The following is a 22,060-nucleotide window of genomic DNA, read 5'->3' on the forward strand; positions in this document are numbered from 1 at the left end:
ACGAATATTGCGCCCATTATTCCAAATTTGACAAATTTGGTTTATGAACATAAAGCAGCGTCGCGCAAATAGAATTTTAAGAGATTTGAGATTGCGCTTACTTCAGCCCTTTTTTAAGTTTCCTAACGAGAAATCTCGCCAAGTGAAGCTCGTCAAAAAGCGATTTTTCTATACAAAGCGGGCGGTCAAAAACGAGGTCGCAGATGAGCTCGGCGCCAAGCACGGCCGTACAAAGCCCACGCGAGCCGTGAGCGGTGCTAACGTAGACGTTTGGTACGTATTTTGGACGCGGATTAGACTTGCCCTTAGTCCAAAGCAGCGACTTGTAAGCATCTTTATAAAAATCCTCATCATAAAGCCGTCCGATGAGCGGAAAACGGTCGCCGCTATAGCTGCGGTAGCCGACTTTTGAGCCGACTATTCGGATATTTTGCGGTATTTGAGCCGCGATGTTTGAGTTATTTTTAGGCGCGGTCAAATTTGACGCACTATTCGTCTGTGCCGGGCCATCTGCGGTTTTAGCCGGCAAATCCATGCTTTTGCTTAAATTTACGCCGCCCTTGTTCACCTCCAAGCGATCCGTATTTTCAGCATCGCCGTCTGGGCCGATAGTCAAATTTAGCTCCCGCGCTCCGTTTAAATTTAGCCACTCGTTTTTTGCAAATTTGTCGCCTAAAAACTCTGCGACGTCGGCCAAATTTTTCTCGTCGTCGCTAGAACGCGGCTCGTCTAAAAAAAGATTTCTGTCGTAAGTCGCACCGATCACCTGCACGCCTTGGGCAGGCGGACAAACATAGCCTTTGGCGCTAAAAGGCGTAGACGTCAAAATGGCGGGCGCGATATGCGTGACCTGGCCGCGCACGGAGCTAAGCCTGATGTCGTAGTCCGCAAAAAGTTCCATACTCTCGCTACCGATAGCAAGCACGAGCACGTCGGCGTCGATGCTTTGCCCATCCTTAAAATGAGCCCTAACCGCGCCGCCCTCAAGCGTCTCAAAGCCCGCAAATTCGCAGTTTAAAAGCGTTTTTATACCCGCGCTTGCCGCCTTGCACATCTTTCTAGGGCGAGCTTTTGCGCCGCTAAATATAAACGCGCTAGCATAGGGCTCGTTATCAAATTTTAGCTCAAAAACGCCGTTGTTCGCGTCAAATTCGCGCCACTCGTAAAAGCGCTCTAGCGTCTTTTGCTCGTATGCGTAGTCCGTCGCGCCGCAAAACTCTATCTCCCGGGCGCCGAGGTTTTGGCCGTAAAAGCGCGCTGCCTGCAAAAAGGCGTTCATATGCATGCGGCCTAAATTTACGGTTGGTTTCGTGATAAGCGGCATCAAAATCCCGCAGTGATTTCCAGAGCCGTTTAGCGCGATGTCGCCGCGCTTTTCGGCGATCGTGACCTTTAAACCTTGCTCGCGCAACTTAAACGCGCAAACGCAGCCAGCCACGCCGCCGCCGATCACTAGCGCCGTCTTTGGAACGATCCTGGCGGCGGGATCAAATCTGCTAAACCAAATTTCATTCTCAGCTTGCCGCTCGCCGGTAAATTTAGCGCGCAACATCTCTCGCTTTTTGCCGTAGCCTTTTAGTAAATTTACCTCAAAGCCGCTATTTTGCAGGGCTCTTTTTAACGCGCCCGAGGCCGAATACGTACAAACGCTAGCGCCCAAAGCGCATAAATTTGCGATTTTAGCGCAAACCAGCTCGCTCCACATCGCTTCGTTTTTAGCGGGAGCAAAGCCATCCATAAAAACGGCGTCCGCATTAAAACTAAGCTCGTCCAAAACCTCGGCCACGTCGCCAAAGCACAGCGTAAGCGTGACGTTTGGAGCTAAATTTAATCTATGAAATCCGCGAATAGGAGGCGGGTAGGCCTCCAAAAGCTCGCCCGAAACGTTCGCTAGCTCGCTAAAATTCGCGTAAATTTTAGCCAGATCATTTTTGGAGATCGGCGTTTTTTCGATACTGACGAAATTTAAAAATTTATCCGTATTTTTAAATCTTTTAAAAGCGCAGAGGAAATTTAACCCTGCGCCAAATCCCGTCTCAAGCACGTTGAATTCGCTCTTTTTGTTCCAAATTTCGTCAAAAACGGAGTTAAAAACATACTCGCTCTGGCCGATAGGGTCGTCTGCGTTAAAGTAAATGTCGTCAAATTCGGGGCTAAACGGGATGCCGCCATTTAAAACGACTCGCGCGCTTTTCATTGCTGGTTTGAAAAATAGACGTCAATGCCGTCCGCGAGCCCCTTGGCTAGGGCATCTTGGTATTTTGAGTTATTTATGAGATCGCCTTCGCTAGGGTGAGTGATGTAGCCGACCTCAAGCAGCACCGCAGGCATCAGTGCGCCCACTAGCACCCAAAAAGGCGCCTCGCGAACGCCGCCGTCGGAAGCCTTTGAACTAACTGATTTTGCTCGCGCTAAAACTTCGCGCTGAACGTCGATGGCGAGCTTGTTTGAGGCGATGATTTTCTCGCGGTTAAGGAAATTTAAAAATGTCTGCTTAGAAAAATAGTTCATCTCCTCGATGTCGGATTTGTTTTCCAGGGCAGCGGCGTTTTTGCTACGCTCGGAACGAGCCGGCGAGAGGAAAAACGTCTCTATGCCGCGCATAGTCGCCGCCTTGGTTTTGCTCGGCGCGGCGTTTGCGTGGATGGAGATAAAGAGGTCAGCAGCTTTGTCGTTGGCGTATTTCGTGCGGTCGCGAAGGTTGATAAATTTATCCTTGCTACGCGTGTAATAAACCTTATAGCCGCGCTCTTGCAGCTCCTTGCCCGCCTTTTGCGCGATGCTTAGCACGATGTTTTTCTCTTTTAGAGAGCCGTTTATAGCCCCCGGATCGTCGCCGCCGTGCCCTGCGTCAAGGACGACAACCTTGCCTTTAGCGCTTGTGGTTTTTTTAGTGGCCGCCGTTTTTACCGGTGCTAACACGATTTCTTGCTCATCCTTTTCGGTGGTGCTTTGGGTTTTTTTAGCATCCGTCTTGGTCTGCGCGGCAACTTTTTCTTGCTTTTGCTGAGCGAGCTTTTGATTTTGAGCTTGGTGTTGAGTTGCTTTTTGCTGTTGTATTTGAGTTATTTCAGATTTCGAATTTGCAGCGATTTTGGGGAGCTCTTGCTTGATAGACGGTTGATGATTTTTTTGTTTACTGTTTTGACTCGTTAAATTTTGGCTTTGCGTGGGCTTAGCCTTTGAGAAAATTAAAGACTGATTATCGACTCTAAGTTTTAAATTTGGCTCGAATTGACTTACGAATACCACCCTAACGATTTTTTCGTCAAACTGACTTATGCGGATCTCGTCCACCAAGTAGTTCTTAAATCTTTGCAGTTTTCCGCCGCTCCAAATTCCTTTAAATTCATAAATCGTTTTATAAGAACCTTTTTGATTAAGGTCGGTTTTTTTAATATCATTGCCGTTTAGCTGGCGGTTAAATTTTAGCTCGAAATTTCCGTCGTTGTCCAAAGCTTCTAGAAGCTGCAAAGTTTGATTTTTGACGGTTTTAGTATTTTGAACGGCCAACGGAGCGGAGGAAAGCTGACTTAGCTTTACTTCTTTTTGCTTTGGCTCTTGTTTTTGTTGTTCTTTTTTGACCTGCTTTATTTCTTGTTTTGGTTTTTCTTCGCTTGGCTTTGCAGACTGCGGTATGCTCGCGAGCTCTTTTTCATACGGTTTGGTATCTAGCCCTAGGGCTTTTGAGCTTTTTATTAGTCTAGTTAGGCTTTGGACTCTTAAATTTACGTTATTTTCCATTATGGATTTTACGTAAAGAGTCCTTAGCTCTTGATGCATTGCGATCTTTTCTTTATTGGCTGCGCTATCAAAATTTTTATCGAATTTATCTAAACTCGATAAAGCGCTTGCGCAAACCGCGCTATTCAAAAAAAATAGAAGTATTAAAAATAATTTAACTATCTTCGCCATTTATCAGTTTTTCAAATAGTTCTTTCACGCTTATTATCTCGTTCAGCCTGTAGCCGTTTGCGCCCGTGAAAAACAGCCCCGTCTCCTTGCGCCCCTCAAATGCGTCGTAGAGGCGATCCGCGATGCAGTATCCTACCTCTTTAGCCTCTTTGCCGCGCTGACACGGGCTTACGCAGTTGCTTACGCAGCTGATTTTGGGCCCTTGGCGTTTATCGACTAGATTTATTAAATTTGTCCTGACGCCGCGCGCTGGGTAGCCTACGGGGCTTTTGATTAGCTCGATGTCCTCTTTTTTAGCCGCAAGGAGTACCTGCTTAAACTCTTCGCTAGCGTCGCACTCGTGCGTACCGATAAAGCGAGTGCCCATCTGCACGCCGTTTGCGCCAAGCGAAATAGCCCTATCGATGTCGTTTTTATCCCAGATGCCGCCCGCGGCAAATAGCGGAAAATCGCCCCACTGCTTTATCTCTTCGCTAACTGGCGTTATCAAATTTTCCAGGCTGTACGCGGGATCGATACACTGCTCGTAGGTAAATCCCTGGTGCCCGCCGCTAAGAGGCCCCTCGAGCACCACCGCGTCTGGAAGCCTACCGTAGCGCCCCTGCCAACGTTTGCAGATGATTTTTAGCGCCTTTGCCGAGGACACGATAGGCACCAAAGCCACGTCCGGGTAATCTACGGTAAATTCAGGCAGATTCGTAGGTAGCCCCGCGCCCGTGATGATCACGTTTATGCCGTGGTCGCAGGCGTCTTTTACGATGCGTTCGTAGTCGTTGCTTGCGTATAGGATATTTACCCCAAGAGGCCTGTCGCCGCAAATTTTACGCGCGTTATCAATGACGGCTTTTAGCCCCTCTCGCGAGTAGAAATTTCCGCTGCCGTACGGCTTGGCGTTTAGCTCTTTGGTGATGTATTTTCGTCCTTCGTAGTAGCCCGTTCCTACCGAGCTTATGACGCCTAGGCCACCTTCTAGGCTGACGTTTCCGGCGAGTCTATCCCAACTGATACCAAGCCCCATTCCGCCTTGGATTATCGGGTATTTTATATCGTATTTTCCGATTTTTACGGGTTGCATCAGGTTACCTTTAGTTTTGCAAATTTACGCTTGCCGACCTGCAAGACGTATTCGCCAGCGCCCAGCTTTAGCTGCTCGTCGGCAATCTTTTCTTGATTTAGACTGACGGCGTTTGCCGCGATGTCTCGGCGCGCCTGAGAGCTGCTAGCGCATAGTCCGCAGTGAGTGAGCGCCTGCACGATCCAAACAGGAGCCGAGAGCTCAAACTCGTCCATCTCGGTCGGGATCAAATTTTGCGAGTGCACGCGGTCAAATTCAGCCTTCGCCTCTTTTGCCGCCGCTTCGCCATTATATCTAGCCGTGATTTCTAGCGCGAGAGCCTCTTTTACGGCTTTTGGGTGAGCTTTGCCGCTAGCTACGTCTGCTTTTAAATTTGCGATTTCTTCCGTGCTTTTTTCGCTTAGAAGCTCGTACCAGCGCCACATCAGCTCGTCGCTCACGCTCAAAACTTTAGCAAACATATCGTTTGGCTCGTCGGTCACGCCGATGTAGTTGCCTAAGCTCTTACTCATTTTATTTACGCCGTCAAGCCCCTCTAAAAGCGGCATCATTATGACGGCTTGTTCCTTGCCGACGTTGTAAACTCGCTGCAAGGTTCGCCCCATTAAAAGGTTAAATTTCTGATCCGTACCGCCCATCTCGATATCACATTTCATCGCGACGCTGTCGTAGCCCTGAAGGAGCGGATATAAAAATTCGCTAATCGAGATCGAGGCGCCGCTTTTATATCTTTTTTCGAAATCATCGCGCTCAAGCATCCTAGCCACCGCAAAGGTGCTAGTTAGCTCCACGATGCCCGCGGCTCCCAGCTCGTTTAGCCACTTGGAGTTAAACATTATCTTAGTTTTTTGCGGGTCTAGGATTTTAAAAACCTGCTCCTCGTAGGTTTTAGCATTTGCCGCCACGGTCTCGCGGTCTAGCTTTTTTCGCGTCTGACTTTTGCCGCTTGGATCGCCGATTTGCCCCGTGAAATCGCCTATCAAAAACTGCACTATCGCTCCGTGCTTTTGCAAAAGAGCCATCTTTTGAAGTACGACGGTGTGGCCCAGGTGTAGATCCGGAGCCGTCGGGTCAAAGCCTGCCTTAACGTAGAAATTTTCGCCCTTTTCATAGTAGTTTTTTACTAAATTTTCGACGCGCTCCTCGTCTATCATCTCGGCGACGCCCTTTTTTATATCGCTCATTATTTTGCTCAAATTTTCGCCCATATTCTCTCCTAAATTTATTAATGTCCGTATGCGTCGTCAAGCGACACGAAGTCGATGATCTTGTAGCGATCTCTTAGTCGCTCCTTTATCTCGTTCACGTTCAAATTTTCGCCAAGCTCGATCGTCAGCTCGAAAAAGTCCGCCGTTGCCTCTCTAGTTTCGGTGAGGCTGATAGTTACGAGATCAATCTGCATTTTCGCCATATACGTCAAAAACTCCGCAAGCGACCCGCGTCTGTTTTCTAGGCTTAATATGATCTTAAATCTATGAGGAGCGACTCGCGTCCATTTGACGAAAATCATCTCGTTTTTTTCTTCGGCTAGCTTCATAAACCGCTCGCAAAGCTTGTGGTGGACTGTGACGTGGTGATAGTTTCTAAATCCCACGATATCGTCGCCGCGCTTTGGATTACAGCAATAATCAAACTCAATGCTGTTTATCTTGTGGTTCGAGTAAATCACGATGTTTTCAAATTTTTGCTTTTTGACGTTATATTTGTCAGTCATCGCGATAGCAAACGGACGGTCTCTTTTTACGTATTTTTTTAGCGCATTTACCACGTCTTGTAAGTAAACCGAGTCAAAGGCGGCTCTAAAAATTTTCTTGGTCAAATTTTCAGTCTCTAGCCACTGCTCGATGGTTATTGAAGGTACTGCAAAGATGCCGCTTAAAATTTCGATCGCGACCATGTTGTTTATATCTCTTATCTTTTGCTTGCAGTACGAGCGGATCGTGGCTCTAGCTTTGCCCGTTTTTACGCTACCCAGCCACGAACAGCGGTATTTTGGCTCATCTCCCGTCACGATGCTAACGATATCGCCGTTTTTTAGCTCCGTTAGTAGCGGCACGCGCACGCGGTTTACGTAGGCTTCTTTAGCGTGCAAGCCTACGTGCGTGTGTATCTCGTAAGCGTAGTCAAGTGCCGTAGCGCCGCGCGGAAGCGTGAATATATCGCCCTTTGGCGAATAAACCGCGACGTCCTCGACGTAGAGGCTATCTTTTGCGTATTCGTAGAGCTCCTCGGGGTTTTCGCTCGCCTCCTCCATGCCGTTTTCTATACCGCTGATGTCGCTTAGCCAGTCAAGTTTTGGATTTAAAAAGCCGCCGCTTTTATATTTCCAGTGTGCTGCGACGCCGTACTCTGCGGTTTTATGCATATCAAAGGTGCGAATTTGAACCTCAAAGATGCTTTTGTTGTCAAATATCGTAGTGTGTATCGTTTGGTAGCCGTTTTGCTTCGGAAGCGCGACGTAGTCTTTGAAGCGCGAGATTAGAGGGTTAAAATTTATATGTAAATTTCCAAGCACCAAATAGCAATCCTGCGGCTCTTTAACCAGTACGCGCGCAGCTAGCAAGTCTAGCACCTCCTCGATCGAGATGCCTTTTCGCTGCATTTTTAAGTAAATTGAGTAGTGATGTTTGATGCGCTTTTGTATCTCAAAGTCGTTTTCGCTAAAGCCGTTTTTAAGTAAAATTTGAAAAATTTTGTCGGTAAACGCGTTTAGCTTTAGCACAAGCTGCTGTTTGTGCTCGGTTAGGTAGTCGTCGATTTTTTTGTACTCTTCTGGCAAAGCATACTTAAAGCTAAGATCCTCAAGCACGTTTTTAATCGACGAAATACCTAGCCTATGCGCGATCGGAGCATAAACCATCAGAGTCTCTTCAGCGATTCGCTTTTGCTTTTCAGGACGCAAAGCTTGCAGAGTGAGCATGTTGTGCAGCCTATCACAAAGCTTTACCACGAGCACTCTCACGTCCTCGATAGAGATGAGCAACATCTTGCGAAATGTCATCGCAGACGCTGCCAAACGCTCGTTTGACTCCGAGCTTGCGAGCTTGTCTTCTCTGATGGCCACGATTTTAGTTAGCCCCTCGACCAGCTTTGCGACCTCTTCGCCAAAGTCCTCTCGCACGCTCTCTATGGATTTATCCGTATCCTCGACCACATCGTGAAGCAAGGCGGCGATAATCATATCCTCATCTCCGCCCATGTGCGCCACGATGCAGGACACTAGGATAGGGTGTATAGCATACGGTTCGCCGCTTTTTCTAAACTGCCCTGCATGCGAGATGACGCAGCACTCGATCGCGCGCTCTAAATTCGGCGTAAAATTTATCAGCTCGCTAAGTAGCTGTCTCGCCTGAGCGACGTCCTTGCAAGCGGTTATATCGTCGATTAATTGTTCTAGTAAAAATCCGCTACTTAGCTGCTTCAACTATGCCCTCTAAAGCTATCTTGCCCTCGGCTATCTCGCGTAGGGCGATATCGGCAAATTTCATCTTAGTAACGTCGATATCAAGCAAGCTTTTTGCTCCGCCGGCTAGCGCCTCGGCTCTTTTAGCTACGACTAGAGCTAGCTTATATCTATCGTCTCCGACTAGTTTTAGAGCCTTTGCCGCTACTTCTTCAGATCTCATTTATTCTCCTTAAATTTAATTTCTCACGATAGAGCAAAACGCGCTCTCGTCGCCTTGTATGATTTTGAGCAAATTTCCGTCTTTAAACATATTGCACACCAAAATCGGTAGCGAATTATCCTTAGCTAGCGCAATTGCCGTATCGTCCATCACTTTGATATCATCACTCATAGCAAGCTCGTAGTTTAGCTCTTTTAGCAACGTCGCATTTTCAAATTTATGCGGGTCTTTGTCGTAAACGCCGTCTACTTTCGTAGCTTTGATTATCATGTCTGAACCGATCTCGATAGCGCGCAAAGTAGCTGCCGTATCGGTGGTGAAAAATGGATTTCCCGTGCCCGCAGCAAAGATCACGACGCGACCTTTTTCGAGGTGTCTGTTTGCGCGTCCGACGATAAAAGTTTCACAGATAGCTTCCATCTTTATCGCGCTTTGTACACGCACGTCCAGACCCACGCTCTCTAGCGCTTCTCTCATCGCGATAGAGTTTATCACGGTAGCTAGCATGCCCATGTGATCGCCGCTGGTACGCTTTATGATGCCGTCTCTAGCCGCGCTCACGCCGCGTATGATGTTGCCTCCGCCGATAACGATGCCCACCTGTATGCCGTTTTCGACTAGTTCCTTGATCTGTTTTGCGATAAATTTAAGCACAGCGTTATCTATACCAAAGCCGCTGTCGCCAGCTAGCGCCTCGCCTGAAAATTTGACTAAAATTCGCTTTTTTCGCTCCATTTTTCATCTCCTTAAATTTTCGGATTTTAGCTAAATTTGCTTTAAATTTTGCTAATCTCGGCGCGTAGGTGCTATTTTAGGCTGATTAGCTCGAGGGGGTCTATGTGGTAGTTTTTTTGCGTAACTTCAAAGGTTAGATCTCGTTGCACGCGTCCGATGACGTAGCCTTTTTGCACTTTTGCGCCCACTTTTACGGTAGGAGCTATCTGGCTAAGGTGCGCGTAGATCGTGTGAATGCCGTTTGGATTTTCGATGATGACGACCTTATCTAGCATCGCCGTTTCTTTGGCAAAGACCACTTTACCGTTAAACACGCTTTTTACCTTTGCATCGGCCGAATTTGCGCTTAGCACAACCGATTCGTTAAAAATTTTGATGTTATAGATGGGGTCTACGTAGTTGCCGAATTTTTGCTTGACCGTAAAGCCGTCAAGCGGTGCGATAGTCTTTTCGCCGCTGTATTTTTTAACAAGGCTAGTTTGGTAGCTTGAGCCAAACTGCTTCACGTCGCCCTCAGACGCGCTTGCTGCGGCCTCGCCTTTTTTATCTTTCTTATTTTTTTGAGCTTTGGCTTCGGCTGCTTTTTGCGCGGCTAGAGCCTTTTTAGCCTCCTCGCTCTCCCTTTTTGCGACGATTTTTAGTTCTTCTAGCGTCTTTCTGATCTCGTCTTGTTGCGCTTGTAGGCGCGAGAGTTGCTTTTGATAAATTTCCTTATCCCGCTTTAAATTTGCCAGCGTTTTCATCTGCTTATCCTGCAGGGAAACGAGCTCGGCTTGCTTAAATTTAAAGGTTTTTAAATTTGACTTTATACCGTCGATCTTGTCGTTTTGGGTTTTTATCAAATTTTGCGTGCTTTCGTACTGCTTGGCTAGCTCGTTAAAATCATCCTTTAGCACCGAGTTTAGCTTGCTTAAAATCTCAGTCGCGATGATACTATCCACGCCCTCCTCGTACTCTTTTGGCATTATGAGATCGAAAGAAAACTCGTCTGATATGATACGCACGATACTTTTTTGGATATCTTTTTGATTTTGGGTTAAATTTTTATTTTGATTTACCAGCTCATCAAGCTCGTTGCCTGCGCTTTTAGCGCTATTTTCCAGCTGCGCTATTTGGACGATGAGCTCTTTCATCTTGTCGTCGGTTTGCTTAACGCTTTTTTCGCCGCCGAGTATGTCACCGGCCAGGTCGTCGAGCTTTTTGTTTAGCTGCTTTTCAAGCTCTTTTGAGGACTCGAGATAGGTCGTTTGATTTTTTATCTTTTCGCCCGTGCTTGCGTTTAAGCAAATCATGGCGGCCAGCAAAACGTAAATTTTTCTCATATCGCCGTTGCTTTTCTGGTTACGAGATAAGCGGCTAAAAAACTAATCACAAGCGAAACGCCTAGCAGTACTCCGCCCTCGTAAAACAGATCAATCGCCGGCAAATTGATATTTAGGTCGGTAGCGACTTCCTTAACGGGCTGCAAATCCGGCAAGATAATGTAAAAAACCGCCACCAAAACGGTCGCTATAAACGAATCAAACAACGCGTTTTTGTATAACGCGCCAGATTTTAGCCACGACGGAGCTCCCAGCAGCGTCATTATCTCGATGCGCTCCTTGTGCTCGTATAGCCAAATTCGCATCTGTTTTGCGATGAGCATAAGCCCGATTAACCCGATTAGCCCCGAAAATATCGCCGAAATATTTTTAATCAGCTGCATGATTTTATAAATTTTATCATGCGTTTTTGAAAAGGTCTCAACCCTGCTTACGCCGTTAATCTTTGAAATTTTATCCTTTATCTCTTGCATATATTGGGTGCTTGGAAAGGCATTTAGCTTTAGCGAGTAAAATTTAGGCAACGCATTTTGCAAAACGGCGATATTTTTTGATGAAATATCTTTAGAGAGCTTCTCTAGTACGGGCTTTGAACTAAGCGGTTCAAGAGATTCAAACGTATGAACGAGCGGCTTTACGTCGGTAGCGTTTAGCTCGTTTTGACTTACGATGATAATGTTATAGTCTTTGTTCATCACGGACTCGTACTCGTCCACCACTCGCCCGACTAGCAATATAAACTGAATGCCCACGAGTAACGCCATAAGTGGAATTATAGTGCTTAAGTGGTTTTTAAAGAATTTCATATAGGCGTCCATTTTCTATAGCAAGATGTCTATAGGGTACTCTTAGCGAGCTTGGCACCCTGTGCGTGACGACCACGATGCAGGTACCCAAAAACTCTTTCGCCGAGCGCAAAAGCCCCCAGATAACGTCGCTTGAGTATTCATCTAGGCTACCCGTCGGCTCGTCGCAAAGTAGTAAATTTGGATTATGCGCGAGCGCTCTAGCCATCGCAGCTCTCTGCTGTTCGCCGCCGCTTAGCTCGTTTGGATATTTGTGCGCTCTGTGGAGCAAATTTACGTGCTTTAGGAGTTTGGTCGCCTGATTTTTACAAACATTTGCGCTCAGACCTTTTATCATCAGCGGCAGCATCACGTTTTTTTCGATATTCCACTCGCTTATCAAGCGGTAGTTTTGAAAAACTACGCCGATGCGCTGCCTTAGTTTATCCAGATTTTGCCCGCCAAGATTCATCATATCGGTTAGGCAGACGTTTAGAGAGCCCGCACTTGGCTTTATCTCGCCGTAAAAAGATTTTAAAAGCGTCGATTTGCCGCTGCCGCTTTGCCCGGTGATAAAAACGAAATCATTGGCGTAAATGTCAAATTTCGCGTCCGTTATGAGCTTTTCGCAGCCCTCGTATCCTAGGCAAAGCCCGCTTGCGCTAATTATTTTTTGCATCCGCCAAATACTCCTTCAACGCAAGATGCGCCTTTAAATTTTCAGCCGTAACAAGCGGCTTTTTTATAAAATATTCCGCACCTTTTTCGCCGAGCAAAACATAGCAGTGCTCGGGCGCGTTAAATGCGCCAAACGCCGCGCGAATCAAAATTTCGCCGTCTTTTTCGTATTTTTCCTCTAAATGCAAGAAAAAATCATCCTCTTTTATCGTTTGGTTGCTAAATTTGGCCGCAACCTTGCTCGCGTCGTAGCCATTTTCAAATTTTAGCTCGCCTTGACCAACTCTTGGTTCGCTTTGCTTTTCGCAGGTAAAGATAACATCGTAAATATCTTTTTGGTGCCTTTTCCAACGGTCTTCGTACTTGCTGCTTACTTTTAGATCGCGGTTTTTGTAAATTTGCACGTCGGCATCACTCAAATTTAAAATTTGCGCCAAAGTAAAGTCCGCATACTCGCGGCTATCGGTTCGCAGCTCAAATTTGCCGCCCACTTTTAGCGTTCGCTCACACTCCAGAGCAAATTTAGCCGAGGCTACGCGCCTATGAGGAGCGTCGTCCCAAGGTACTGGAAAATGAAGGAAAATTTTATCGATAAAATTTGACTCCACAAGCGATAAAAGTAGCCTCGCGTCGCAGTTTACGAGCATGACGTTGTTTAGATTTTTGGCTTTTGCCAGCTTTGCAACCTGCTCGAGCGAGGGCTTGTAGACCTCGATGCCGACAACTAGCGTATCTGGGTTATTTTCCGCCTGAAATAGCAAGTGCCTACCCGAGCCAAATCCTATCTCGATAAATTTGCTCTCAAATTCACTCTGATTTAAATTCTCAAGCAACTCGCCCACGCTAAAGATCGCCGAGTCTTTTTGCGTGAGGCGCGTGTTTTTTACCGCGATGGCTTCACTTAAAATTTGATCGCAATAAAGCTCTTTAAATTTAACCAAAGCATTTTGCAAAAGCCCTACTTTAGCAGGCTTGGTTAGCTTTTCGCCCTTTACGACCCAGTCATTTTCGCGCTTTTTTAGCGTGATAAAAAACTCCTCGCTAGAGCTTTTGCTGTAAACGAGACTAACGCCCTGCCTGCCGCGAGCCTCCCACAAAAAGCTTATCTCGCCGCAATCCTTTGGCGTAAAATTTACGTTTTTAGCTATAAAATTGGGCATTATTCGACGGCTATCTCTGCTTTTTGAGAAGCGTCGGAGCTTATGCCGTATTCATCTACGGCGATAACTTTATAGCTATATTTTTGCCCGTAAGCAACGCTATTATCGACAAATTCATTGCCCGTTATATTTGTAAATTTCTGCTCGCTTCCGCCGCCGTCTCTTATAACAGTAAAGCTTCTAGCCTTATCAGAGGCGTTCCACGTGAGCTTAACCGCCGTGCTGTCGGCCACGATAGATGATACGACCGGTGCGTCGATAGCTCCTAGCGTCATGCCAATGATAGGTTCGCTAGGTTTTTTAGACTCTAGGCCGTCTTTATCGACGATGGTGATTTTATAGTATCTGGTCGCGCCGTTTTCGTTTATGAGATCCTCGTAGCTATTAGACGTGGTTTTCACTAAGTAGGTGTAAGGCATAAATTTGCTTGATGCGCTGTAAATTTTATAGTAGCCAAAGTCGTCGCTAGCCACGCTGTCCCACGTCAAAATAATCTTTTTAGGCACATTTTGAGTAGCTTGCGCATTTACGACTTCGCTTGGCAGCTGCTTCGTCGTAGAGTCCACGATCTCGCTAGGTTTTGAGATCGTTCCGCTAGTAGTTTTTACAAAAACTCTATATTTATAGCTTCTGCCAGGCTTCACGTCGTCATCGATATACTCGGCGTTTAGTCTGCCTTTTACCTCGGCGATTTGTCTCCAGTTTTCTTTATTTATATCGGCTTTTTCGATGACATAAGATGCCACGCGAAGGTCCGGATGCGGTCTCCAGATGAGTTTCACGCGCTCGGGTAAATTCGTAAGCGCTCTAACGAAAGGCACGGAATCCATAAGCGCCTTAGTCGTGGCACTAACCATCATACCAGGGCCTGAAATTTGCTTGCTCGCGTTGTACGTTCTCATCTCGTAGGTATATGTTGTCTCCGGAGCCAAATTTGCATCCACGTAGTGGCTGGCAAAGCGGTCTTTTATGTCGGCTACGACCTTCATTTTGCCGTTATTTTCGTTCGGATTTGAGCGGTATAGATAGTAGCCTGCGACGTTTGAGGTCGGAGTCGGCGTCCACTCAAAGCCCACTTCGGTCATATCGCTGATGGTTTTTAGGCTCTGGACGGTCGGCAAATTCGGATTTACTTGCGCAGGCCCGCTAGAGGATACGCACCCACTCATCACAATGGCTAAAGAGCTCGCTAAGCCCCATAAAATCAATCTTTTCATCTATATTCTCCTTGCTAAATTTGCTAAGTAAAATTTCACTAAAATCATCCCAGACGGGTGCTACGAAGCTCATTTGCTCGCCCGTGCGCGGATGCGTGAAATACAGCCCGTAGGCGTGAAGCATTACTCGGCCGATTTTATCCTTTTCGCTCTTAAAACCGTATAAAGCATCGCCCAAAATATGGCGGTTTAGGCTAGCTAGATGCACTCTGATCTGATGAGTCCTGCCTGTAAAAAGCTTTGCCGCGATCAAATTTACGCCCGCGTTTTTGCTCTGCACGGGGCCGCTAAATTCGCTAAAAAGTAGATTCGCAAAGGCGCTTTTTGCCGCTCGGCCGCTTGAAACTATCGCCTTTTTTAGGCGGTTAGCGGGATTTCGCCCGATAGCTCGCTCGACGGTGCAGTTTTGCTTGAGCGGCAGATCGGTTAGCGCTAGATATATGCGCCCCATGCTTTTGTCGCTTAGCTGACTTGAAAGCGCGGCGTGAGCGGCGTTATTTTTAGCTACGACGATAGCTCCGCTAGTGCCTTTATCCAGTCTATGCACGATGCCTGCCCTACTTTGTCCGCTTAAATTTGATAGCAAAAACCCCTTTGCCCCGAGCCAGTCCACAAGAGTGGGCTCCTTGACGCTAGGAGCGGGATGCACGACTAAATTTGCCGGTTTATTTAGCACGAGCAAATCCTCGTCCTCGTAAATGATCGGCACTTCAAATTCCGCTTCAAATGTAGCCGTATCAGGCTCGCTTTGCTCAAATTTGACCCTCAAAACGTCGCCTAAATTTAGCTTAGCTGATGGCTTATTTAGCGGCTTGCCGTTTAGGCTAACCGACCCGCTTTTTATCAAATTTAGCGCTTGGTTTCTAGCGACGTTTAGCTCGGTCGCCAAAAACGCATCCGCCCTCGTCTGCGTATCATCTAAAATTTTGATCTCTTTTTCCGTCATTTTTAGATTTGTTTCCTTTAAAATGCTATAATCGCTCAAAAAAGGCAAATTTTTGATAAGACTCGATAGGCGAATTTTAACCCATTTTGACTTCGTTCAACCATTTTTGATACTTCCTATTATTATTTTATCATACATTTTGGTTTCTGAGGCAAATTCTATCCTGGCTGGCAAGCAGCTTGTATATTTTGGCGTCGGTTTAGCATTGTTTTTATTTTTCTTTTTACTTCCCATTCGCAAGATCGCCTGGCTCATACCGCTATTTTACTGGATTTGTATCGTGTTGCTTGTTAGCGTAGATTTGTTCGGTACGAGTAAACTGGGCGCAAAAAGATGGCTAGAGTTTCCTTTTATCCACTTTACGCTTCAGCCCTCAGAGATCATGAAGCCGGCGCTTCTTTTGATGCTAGGCTACCTCATTAAACAACGCCCGCCAGAGGAAAACGGCTACGGTCTCAAGGACTTTTTACGTCTTAGCCTTTATATCCTTTTGCCTTTCGTGCTGATTTTAAAAGAGCCCGATCTGGGCACCGCGCTGATACTGCTCATCGTCGGCTACGCCGTGCTTTTTATCATCGGAGTAAATAAAAAAATTTGGGTCGTGATATTTGCCGGGGTTTTGCTCTCTGCGCCCGTGATTTACGAAAATTTGCACGATTATCAAAAAAAGCGCATTACTGATTTTTTAAGCGAAGAGTCCAACTATCACGTGCGCCAGAGCATAATCGCTATCGGTAGCGGCGGACTAAAGGGCAAGCCAAAAGACGAGGCGACGCAGACGCACTTTAAATTTTTGCCGATTTCTACTAGCGATTTTATTTTTGCTTACACGATCGAGCGATACGGATTTTACGGAGGGCTCGCACTACTTAGCTTTTACGGCGCGCTGATAGCCCATTTGCTTAGCTTAAACTACGGACTAAAGGATGATTATTTCACGCAAACGATGGCGTCTGGGATCGGGATACTTATCTTTATTTACGTAAGTATAAATATCATGATGACGATCGGCTTTGCGCCTGTGGTGGGCATTCCGCTACCTTTTTATAGTTACGGCGGCAGCAGCTTCGTTACTTTTATGTGCCTTTTTGGGATTTTGCAAAATTTGCTCGCGTTTAGGTTTGATCCGACGTATAGGTTGGTTAAATTTAAAATTTAAACATAAAAACTTTACTAAATACATACGTGAATTTTGATTGAAATAATTTTCAATCAAATCCCAAATAAAATTTGAAGTTTTTAAATATTAACCGCATTTGTTGTCAGGTCATTTTATTAGCGACGTTTTTTGACAGCCTGCCTCGATCACAGAGGCACATACCTACAAACGCCTTATATGTACCGAACAAACTTATAAAATAATAAGACGATGTATTTTAAAGTATTTGATAAAGATGAACTGAAGTGGTGGGTTCACCAGGACTCGAACCTGGGACCATCCGGTTATGAGCCGGATGCTCTAACCAACTGAGCTATGAACCCGCCAGTTGAAGTGAGGTTGTGATTATAGCAACACAAAGCTTATTTACTGCTAAATTTTGATTTAAAAACGCAAAAATGTATAATACGCCAAATTTAATCCAAGGTAAAAGATGAACGAAAATTTAAACGATTTCATAGAGGCATTTTTACTAGACGGCGGCGAGCAAAGCGAAAAGGCGCTAATCGCGGCGCTAAAAAAGGCCGAGTTTTTGGTTCCCGTACTCATAAATCAAGCCCTAGCAAAACCAGACGGCAGCGCGGTTTATGAAGAAGAGGGCTCAAATATCAAGTTTGCCCTACTAGAAGACGAGGAGAGCGGACTTAGCTATTTCCCGGCGTTTTCTAGCAGGGGCGAGATGATGAGATGGCGAAACGACGCCGAGCAGGAGGCGATAAATCTGCGCCTAAAAGACTACGTCGCTATGCTAGAAAGCGCTGAGGGCAAATATGCAGGCGTCGTGATAGACGCGTTTTCGCATAGTTTGATTTTAGATCTTGCTAAGCTCAAAGCGATCTGCACAGAGTGAAATTTGATCAAAAAATAGCAGGTCCGCTCGGTAAAATTTAAAGGATAATCCCGCCAGCAACCGCAAATTTGAGGGGATAAAATGGATAAATTTAGAGAAAAATATATCGCGCTTCAAAAGGCGTTTTGGGATTCGGACGGCGGCGCGGCGAGCATTTTGGCGCTATTTGAGTTCAAAGACGAGCTCGAAAAATGCGATGAAAAAGAGGCAAAGCTCGTGCTTGTGGACGTTTACGAGCTGCTGGGACTTAAAAAGAGTACTTGCGAGCTATTAGCCAAAATTTGCGATCCGAAGGACAAAAAGCAACTCAAAAAGCTCGGCTATCTAAAGCAGTATGCGCAAAACGGCGACGCGGGAGCGATAAAGCGTCCCAAAACCGCGAGCGAAGCCGCGCGCCAAAGCAAAAAGCTAAAAAGCCTGCCTCATTTTCGCTACCACCCGGACCCCTTTAAAACGGGCGTGTTCAAGGACGACGCGAGCGTGGTTTGCGAGTGCTGCGAGCAGGCGACTGACGTGTATTATTGCGGTAGCGTTTACAGCACGACGGACGTGAAATACCTCTGTCCGCACTGCATCGCTAACGGCGCGGCGTCGGCAAAATTTGACGCCAGTTTTTTCCCGCCTAGCACTTCGAACGCACAGGCTAAAACCGAGGAGCTATTTAAAAGGATGCCCGGGTATTTTAGCTGACAGGGGGAGCATTGGGTTGCTTGTTGTGACGACTACTGCGAGTTTTTGGGCGACGTGGGCACCAAGGAACTGCAGGATTTGGGCATAGCGGAGGAGGTGTTTGCAGACTACGCCTTGCGCGAGGAATTTGCGGTGCAGGACGTGCGTGATTACCTAGTCGCGGGCGGCGATATGGCAGGCTATCTGTTCAGATGCCTGCGTTGCGGAAAATATAAAATTTATGTCGATGCGAGCTAATTTTGAGGCTAAATTTGAAAAATTTTACTCGCCTAGCCCCGCATCTTGAAAATGTAAAATTTGCATTAGTTAAATTTTACGTTATCTTGCTTTTATGTTGAGGGGTTTTAAACTACGCTTTGATTCGCAGTTGTGAGTGTAACGATGCAAAAGAGCCCCATTTTTATATCCGCTTTTCCTTTCTTTGGGAGAGAAAGGGGTTCTTACTTACGGTCTGCTTGCAGCTACGAGCGAAGCGAAGTAGAGCGTCGCCTTCCTTTGCGTCGCGCTACGCACTCGCAACTGCCGAAGGCAGACCCTCTCCACACCCTCTCCAGCCCCACTGCACGTTAGAAGTTGCTACACTGCGTGTAGGTCTAGATTTGGCGCTTACGCGCTACACATCTTTTTAATTTATAGCAGACGCAAATTTGCGAATTTAAAAACTCAGCGACGCTTTGTGTCAGCAAAGCTATGTCGCCACCTCTCACGTCGTAGGGGTTGGGGGATTGTTAAGGGGGGGGGGAAGGGAGCGACTTCGTAATTCAAGCCCCCCCCCTTAACAAAGAAACAAGATAACTGTAGACAATCATTTTTGTTTTTAAGAAATTTAACACATAGCGTCAAATTTGAAAACCAAATTTGACGCCTTAAAGATACGGGTCTCGGTAGGTAAAATTTACAAATTTAGGAATATATGAGACAAATATTCCAGACAAAATAGGCGTAGTTTAAATAAATTTTTCTTGCCCGCAAAGGAGCGGACTGGTCGTCCGCGACTGCGGCGGGCGCAGAAAAATTTATTCTAAAATCCGTCATTTATGGGGAATCAAACTCGCCCGCATCAAACCCCAGCTCCAGCATCCTTATCTCCCCTATCGCATTTCCCGCGATCCCCTTTATCGAGCCAAACATCTCGATTGCGTTGTCGCGCACCTTTTCGATCTGTTTTTCGCGGCTCTTCCAGATGCGTTTCATCGCGTTTTTTTCGCGTTCCAGCTCTTCGCTCATCGCAGAAAAGCCCTCTACGATAGCCTCGATGCGCATCTTAAACTCGTTGCTGACGAGATACGAGTAGAGCATCTCCATCTTGTTCGAGCGGTTTTGCGCTGAGTTTCTGGCGAAATTTAGCTCCACGACGCCCTGTCTTAGCACGAAGCAAAGCGCCTTAAACTCCTCGTAGTTGCACACCCATACGCCGTCAACCAGCCCCATGCGCTCTAGCTCCCGCGGCCGAGCCTCGCTAACTAGCACCCCGACGTCAGCGCCTGAGGCGCGCATATCGGCTTTAAATTTTTCTATCCATTCGTTTGAGAAATTTTTCGTGCGTTTGCTCTCGTAGTAAATTTTGCCGCAGTTTTGCACCTCGCGGGTATTTACGATCTGCATCACGTCCGCGCCGTTTGCCCCTTTTTTGACCTCGTCTATGGTGTCAAATACGAACTTCTCCCGCAGCCACGCCTCGATGGCTAGCTCTTGCGTCTCGCCTTGTAGTTGCTCGCTGCCCTGCTCTATGCGCCTTTGCGCCTCGTTTAGCTGCTTTTTTAGCGCTTCTAGCTGCTCGTCTTTTTGTTTAAATTTTAGCTCGTTTTGCTCGGCTAGAGACTTGCCCAGCCGCTCTTTTTCCTCGCTTAGGCGTTTGCTTAGCTCGGCCTCGGTTTTTGCCATCAGCGAGCTTTCAAACTCGCTCTTTTCGCGTTTTAGCTTTTCTATCTCAAGCGTCTTTAAATTTAGCTCGTTTATCTGCTTTGACTTGGCTTCAAGCTCGGTTTTTAGGGCATTTACTATGTTTAAATTTTCGCCCTCGAGTTTTGCTTTTATCTCATTTTCGAGCTCGGTTTTTTTAGCGTTTAGGGCTTCGGCAAATTTAGCGTCGAATTCTTTTTCCTTCGCGCTTAAAGCGTCTAAATGCGCCTTGTATTCGGCCCTTTTGGTCTCAATCTCTTTGTCGAAATCTCGTCTAGCCGCCGCCATTTTTTGCTTCATTTCAAGCTCAAGCTCGGTTTTTAGAGCCAAATTTACATCGACCTCGGCGCCGCAGTTGCCGCATTTTACGCTACTTTGCATTTACAGCCTCGTTTTCATTTTTTCAAATTCATCCTGCACGGTGGCTGAGTTTGGCTCGTTGCTCATCTTGTCTATCGCGTCGCCATAGAGGCTGGTTAGATAAATCACGATGCAAGAGACCGCAAAGCCAGGCAGTATCTCGTAAACGTAAGAATTTAGCCCAAGCGCGATCCACGCTATCACCGTCGCTCCGCCCGTTATCATGCCTAGAAGCGCCGCTAGCGCACTCATCCTGCGCCAATAAAGGCTAAAAAGCAGCACCGGCCCAAAGCTCGCGCCAAAGCCCGCCCACGCGTAGCCAACGACGTTTAGCACGCTTTCGTTAAAGCTAAAAGCAAGCGCGGTAGCCACTAGCGCGACGGCCACGACGGCGTATCTGCCCGCAGCGACCTGAGCTTTTTGCGAAATTTCTTTTTTATAAAAGGCAAACACGAAGTCCTGCGTCACCGAGCTTGCGCTAACTAAAAGTTGGCTAGAGATCGTGCTCATAATAGCTGAAAGCACGGCCGAGATAATAATACCCACGAAAAACGGATGAAACAGCGTTTCGCCAAGCTGCAAAAAGACCTTTTCGGGGTCTGCTAGAGGCAAATTTAACTCGCTGTAATACACAAAGCCGATCAGTCCGCTCATCATCGCTCCAGCAAGCCCAATCGCCATCCAGCCGATGCCGATGCGGCGCGCTTGGGCTAGCTCTTTTGAGCTTCGTATCGCCATAAATCTAACGATGATGTGTGGCTGTCCGAAGTAGCCAAGTCCCCAAGCCATGAGCCCTAAGATGCTTAAAAAAGTCTGGTCGTAAAAGATATTTAGGTGGTTTTTGCCGTATTTGGCGACCTCGCTCCAAAAGGTAGCGCCGTCAGGCAAATTTAGATTACAAAACGCGACTACGGGTACGGCGACAAGCACCAAAAACATCAGCATGCCCTGAAACGCGTCCGTGATACAAACCGCGCGAAATCCGCCGAAAAACGTGTAAAAAACGACGATAGCGAGCGTAAAAATGGCGCCGAATTTAAAATCAAGGCCAAAAAAACTCTCAAAGCTCTTGCCGCCCGCGATTATCCCGCTACTAACGTAAAGCGTGAAAAATATCAAAATCAAAAGGCCGGAGACTATGCGTAAAATTTTAGTCTCGTCTTTGAAGCGGTTTTGTAAGAAATCGGGAATCGTGATGCTGTCGCTCGCAACCTCGGTATAGACGCGCAAACGCTTTGCTAAAAATAGATAGTTGCAATACGCTCCTATAACGAGCCCCAAAACCATCCAAATCGTAGCTAGCCCCGTGGCATATAGCGCGCCCGGCACGCCAAGTAGCATCCAGCCGCTCATATCGCTAGCTCCTGCGCTTAGCGCCGTTACGACCGGCCCTAAGCGGCGATTATCGAGCAGATATTCGCCCATATTGGCGTTTTTGTTATAAGAGTATCGCCCCACGAAAAGCAAAAATCCAAAATACAGCGCAATGGCGATATAGCGTGCATAGTCCATTAAATTTCCCTCGGTTTTTAAATTTAAGTTACGATAATATGATAAATTTGTTTAAAAGATAATTTTTTCGCGTAAAAAAGGTTAAATTTATATTTTTTTTCGTATGATTAACCCTCATTACACTTTTA

General features: G+C 46.6%; 17 protein-coding genes, 1 tRNA gene and 1 pseudogene. 3 read left to right on the plus strand and 16 right to left on the minus strand.

Annotated features, from left to right (window positions below; all coding sequences use genetic code 11):
- Positions 1-97: 97 nt before the first annotated feature.
- The 13 genes from mnmC to Q0394_RS10425 form a co-directional block, all read right to left on the minus strand.
- Positions 98-2,197, minus strand: coding sequence for a bifunctional tRNA (5-methylaminomethyl-2-thiouridine)(34)-methyltransferase MnmD/FAD-dependent 5-carboxymethylaminomethyl-2-thiouridine(34) oxidoreductase MnmC (gene mnmC / locus Q0394_RS10365; protein ID WP_298947457.1), 2,100 nt, complete (start codon positions 2,195-2,197; stop codon positions 98-100).
- Positions 2,194-3,915 carry an N-acetylmuramoyl-L-alanine amidase gene (locus Q0394_RS10370; protein ID WP_039895192.1) on the minus strand — a complete coding sequence of 574 codons (1,722 nt, stop codon included), beginning with the start codon at positions 3,913-3,915 and terminating at the stop codon, positions 2,194-2,196. The genes mnmC and Q0394_RS10370 overlap by 4 nt, the downstream gene beginning before the upstream one ends.
- On the minus strand, positions 3,899-4,990 hold the full coding sequence (locus tag Q0394_RS10375) for a nitronate monooxygenase family protein (RefSeq protein ID WP_002948452.1): 1,092 nt from the start codon (positions 4,988-4,990) through the stop codon (positions 3,899-3,901). Before Q0394_RS10375 ends, Q0394_RS10370 begins: the two co-directional genes overlap by 17 nt.
- The gene (gene tyrS / locus Q0394_RS10380) at positions 4,990-6,198 is read right to left on the minus strand and encodes a tyrosine--tRNA ligase (RefSeq protein ID WP_298947459.1); all 1,209 of its coding nucleotides are present in this window, start codon (positions 6,196-6,198) and stop codon (positions 4,990-4,992) included. Before tyrS ends, Q0394_RS10375 begins: the two co-directional genes overlap by 1 nt.
- A 17-nt stretch (positions 6,199-6,215) precedes the next feature.
- A complete protein-coding gene (locus Q0394_RS10385; RefSeq protein ID WP_298947461.1) occupies positions 6,216-8,414 on the minus strand; it encodes a RelA/SpoT family protein in 2,199 nt (732 codons plus the stop codon).
- Positions 8,398-8,616, minus strand: a complete 219-nt coding sequence (locus Q0394_RS10390) for a DNA-directed RNA polymerase subunit omega (RefSeq protein ID WP_185898514.1) — start codon at positions 8,614-8,616, stop codon at positions 8,398-8,400. Before Q0394_RS10390 ends, Q0394_RS10385 begins: the two co-directional genes overlap by 17 nt.
- Positions 8,617-8,631: 15 nt before the next feature.
- A complete protein-coding gene (gene pyrH / locus Q0394_RS10395; RefSeq protein ID WP_298947463.1) occupies positions 8,632-9,351 on the minus strand; it encodes a UMP kinase in 720 nt (239 codons plus the stop codon).
- A gap of 71 nt (positions 9,352-9,422) precedes the next feature.
- Entirely contained in the window at positions 9,423-10,673 is a 1,251-nt protein-coding gene (locus tag Q0394_RS10400; RefSeq protein ID WP_298947464.1) for a peptidoglycan DD-metalloendopeptidase family protein, read from the minus strand.
- Positions 10,670-11,479, minus strand: coding sequence for an FtsX-like permease family protein (locus Q0394_RS10405; RefSeq protein ID WP_298947465.1), 810 nt, complete (start codon positions 11,477-11,479; stop codon positions 10,670-10,672). Before Q0394_RS10405 ends, Q0394_RS10400 begins: the two co-directional genes overlap by 4 nt.
- On the minus strand, positions 11,466-12,137 hold the full coding sequence (locus tag Q0394_RS10410; protein ID WP_002948434.1) for an ABC transporter ATP-binding protein: 672 nt from the start codon (positions 12,135-12,137) through the stop codon (positions 11,466-11,468). Before Q0394_RS10410 ends, Q0394_RS10405 begins: the two co-directional genes overlap by 14 nt.
- Complete coding sequence (gene trmB / locus Q0394_RS10415; protein ID WP_298947466.1) at positions 12,121-13,296, minus strand: tRNA (guanosine(46)-N7)-methyltransferase TrmB; 1,176 nt, start codon at positions 13,294-13,296, stop codon at positions 12,121-12,123. The genes Q0394_RS10410 and trmB overlap by 17 nt, the downstream gene beginning before the upstream one ends.
- Entirely contained in the window at positions 13,296-14,513 is a 1,218-nt protein-coding gene (locus Q0394_RS10420) for a hypothetical protein (RefSeq protein ID WP_298057852.1), read from the minus strand. Before Q0394_RS10420 ends, trmB begins: the two co-directional genes overlap by 1 nt.
- Positions 14,443-15,459, minus strand: a complete 1,017-nt coding sequence (locus tag Q0394_RS10425) for an RluA family pseudouridine synthase (protein WP_298947467.1) — start codon at positions 15,457-15,459, stop codon at positions 14,443-14,445. Before Q0394_RS10425 ends, Q0394_RS10420 begins: the two co-directional genes overlap by 71 nt.
- A 52-nt stretch (positions 15,460-15,511) precedes the next feature.
- Between Q0394_RS10425 and Q0394_RS10430 the strand changes: the two genes are divergently transcribed.
- Positions 15,512-16,618 carry an FtsW/RodA/SpoVE family cell cycle protein gene (locus Q0394_RS10430; protein ID WP_298947469.1) on the plus strand — a complete coding sequence of 369 codons (1,107 nt, stop codon included), beginning with the start codon at positions 15,512-15,514 and terminating at the stop codon, positions 16,616-16,618.
- 246 nt (positions 16,619-16,864) lie between these two features.
- Here Q0394_RS10430 and Q0394_RS10435 read toward each other — a convergent pair.
- Positions 16,865-16,941, minus strand: a tRNA-Ile gene (locus tag Q0394_RS10435).
- A gap of 110 nt (positions 16,942-17,051) precedes the next feature.
- On the opposite strand from Q0394_RS10435, the gene Q0394_RS10440 reads away from it, so the two are divergent.
- Both Q0394_RS10440 and Q0394_RS10445 read left to right on the plus strand, forming a co-directional pair.
- Positions 17,052-17,468: an SseB family protein gene (locus Q0394_RS10440; RefSeq protein WP_298947471.1), complete on the plus strand. Its 417-nt coding sequence runs from the start codon at positions 17,052-17,054 to the stop codon at positions 17,466-17,468.
- A gap of 81 nt (positions 17,469-17,549) precedes the next feature.
- A pseudogene (locus tag Q0394_RS10445) lies at positions 17,550-18,395 on the plus strand (CbrC family protein).
- Positions 18,396-19,193: 798 nt separating this feature from the next.
- Here Q0394_RS10445 and Q0394_RS10450 read toward each other — a convergent pair.
- The gene (locus Q0394_RS10450) at positions 19,194-20,441 is read right to left on the minus strand and encodes a DUF2130 domain-containing protein (protein WP_298947473.1); all 1,248 of its coding nucleotides are present in this window, start codon (positions 20,439-20,441) and stop codon (positions 19,194-19,196) included.
- The gene (gene putP, locus Q0394_RS10455; RefSeq protein WP_298947475.1) at positions 20,442-21,932 is read right to left on the minus strand and encodes a sodium/proline symporter PutP; all 1,491 of its coding nucleotides are present in this window, start codon (positions 21,930-21,932) and stop codon (positions 20,442-20,444) included.
- Positions 21,933-22,060: the final 128 nt, after the last annotated feature.

It is taken from the genome of uncultured Campylobacter sp. (assembly GCF_938039205.1).
Taxonomy (GTDB): Bacteria; Campylobacterota; Campylobacteria; order Campylobacterales; family Campylobacteraceae; genus Campylobacter_A.

Coding starts and splice junctions, on each gene's coding strand:
- mnmC (WP_298947457.1), bottom strand. CDS start 2,197: ATGAAAAGCGCGCGAGTCGTTTTAAATGGCGGCATCCCGTTTAGCCCC.
- Q0394_RS10370 (WP_039895192.1), bottom strand. CDS start 3,915: ATGGCGAAGATAGTTAAATTATTTTTAATACTTCTATTTTTTTTGAAT.
- Q0394_RS10375 (WP_002948452.1), bottom strand. CDS start 4,990: ATGCAACCCGTAAAAATCGGAAAATACGATATAAAATACCCGATAATC.
- tyrS (WP_298947459.1), bottom strand. CDS start 6,198: ATGGGCGAAAATTTGAGCAAAATAATGAGCGATATAAAAAAGGGCGTC.
- Q0394_RS10390 (WP_185898514.1), bottom strand. CDS start 8,616: ATGAGATCTGAAGAAGTAGCGGCAAAGGCTCTAAAACTAGTCGGAGAC.
- pyrH (WP_298947463.1), bottom strand. CDS start 9,351: ATGGAGCGAAAAAAGCGAATTTTAGTCAAATTTTCAGGCGAGGCGCTA.
- Q0394_RS10400 (WP_298947464.1), bottom strand. CDS start 10,673: ATGAGAAAAATTTACGTTTTGCTGGCCGCCATGATTTGCTTAAACGCA.
- Q0394_RS10405 (WP_298947465.1), bottom strand. CDS start 11,479: ATGAAATTCTTTAAAAACCACTTAAGCACTATAATTCCACTTATGGCG.
- Q0394_RS10410 (WP_002948434.1), bottom strand. CDS start 12,137: ATGCAAAAAATAATTAGCGCAAGCGGGCTTTGCCTAGGATACGAGGGC.
- trmB (WP_298947466.1), bottom strand. CDS start 13,296: ATGCCCAATTTTATAGCTAAAAACGTAAATTTTACGCCAAAGGATTGC.
- Q0394_RS10420 (WP_298057852.1), bottom strand. CDS start 14,513: ATGAAAAGATTGATTTTATGGGGCTTAGCGAGCTCTTTAGCCATTGTG.
- Q0394_RS10425 (WP_298947467.1), bottom strand. CDS start 15,459: ATGACGGAAAAAGAGATCAAAATTTTAGATGATACGCAGACGAGGGCG.
- Q0394_RS10440 (WP_298947471.1), top strand. CDS start 17,052: ATGAACGAAAATTTAAACGATTTCATAGAGGCATTTTTACTAGACGGC.
- Q0394_RS10450 (WP_298947473.1), bottom strand. CDS start 20,441: ATGCAAAGTAGCGTAAAATGCGGCAACTGCGGCGCCGAGGTCGATGTA.
- putP (WP_298947475.1), bottom strand. CDS start 21,932: ATGGACTATGCACGCTATATCGCCATTGCGCTGTATTTTGGATTTTTG.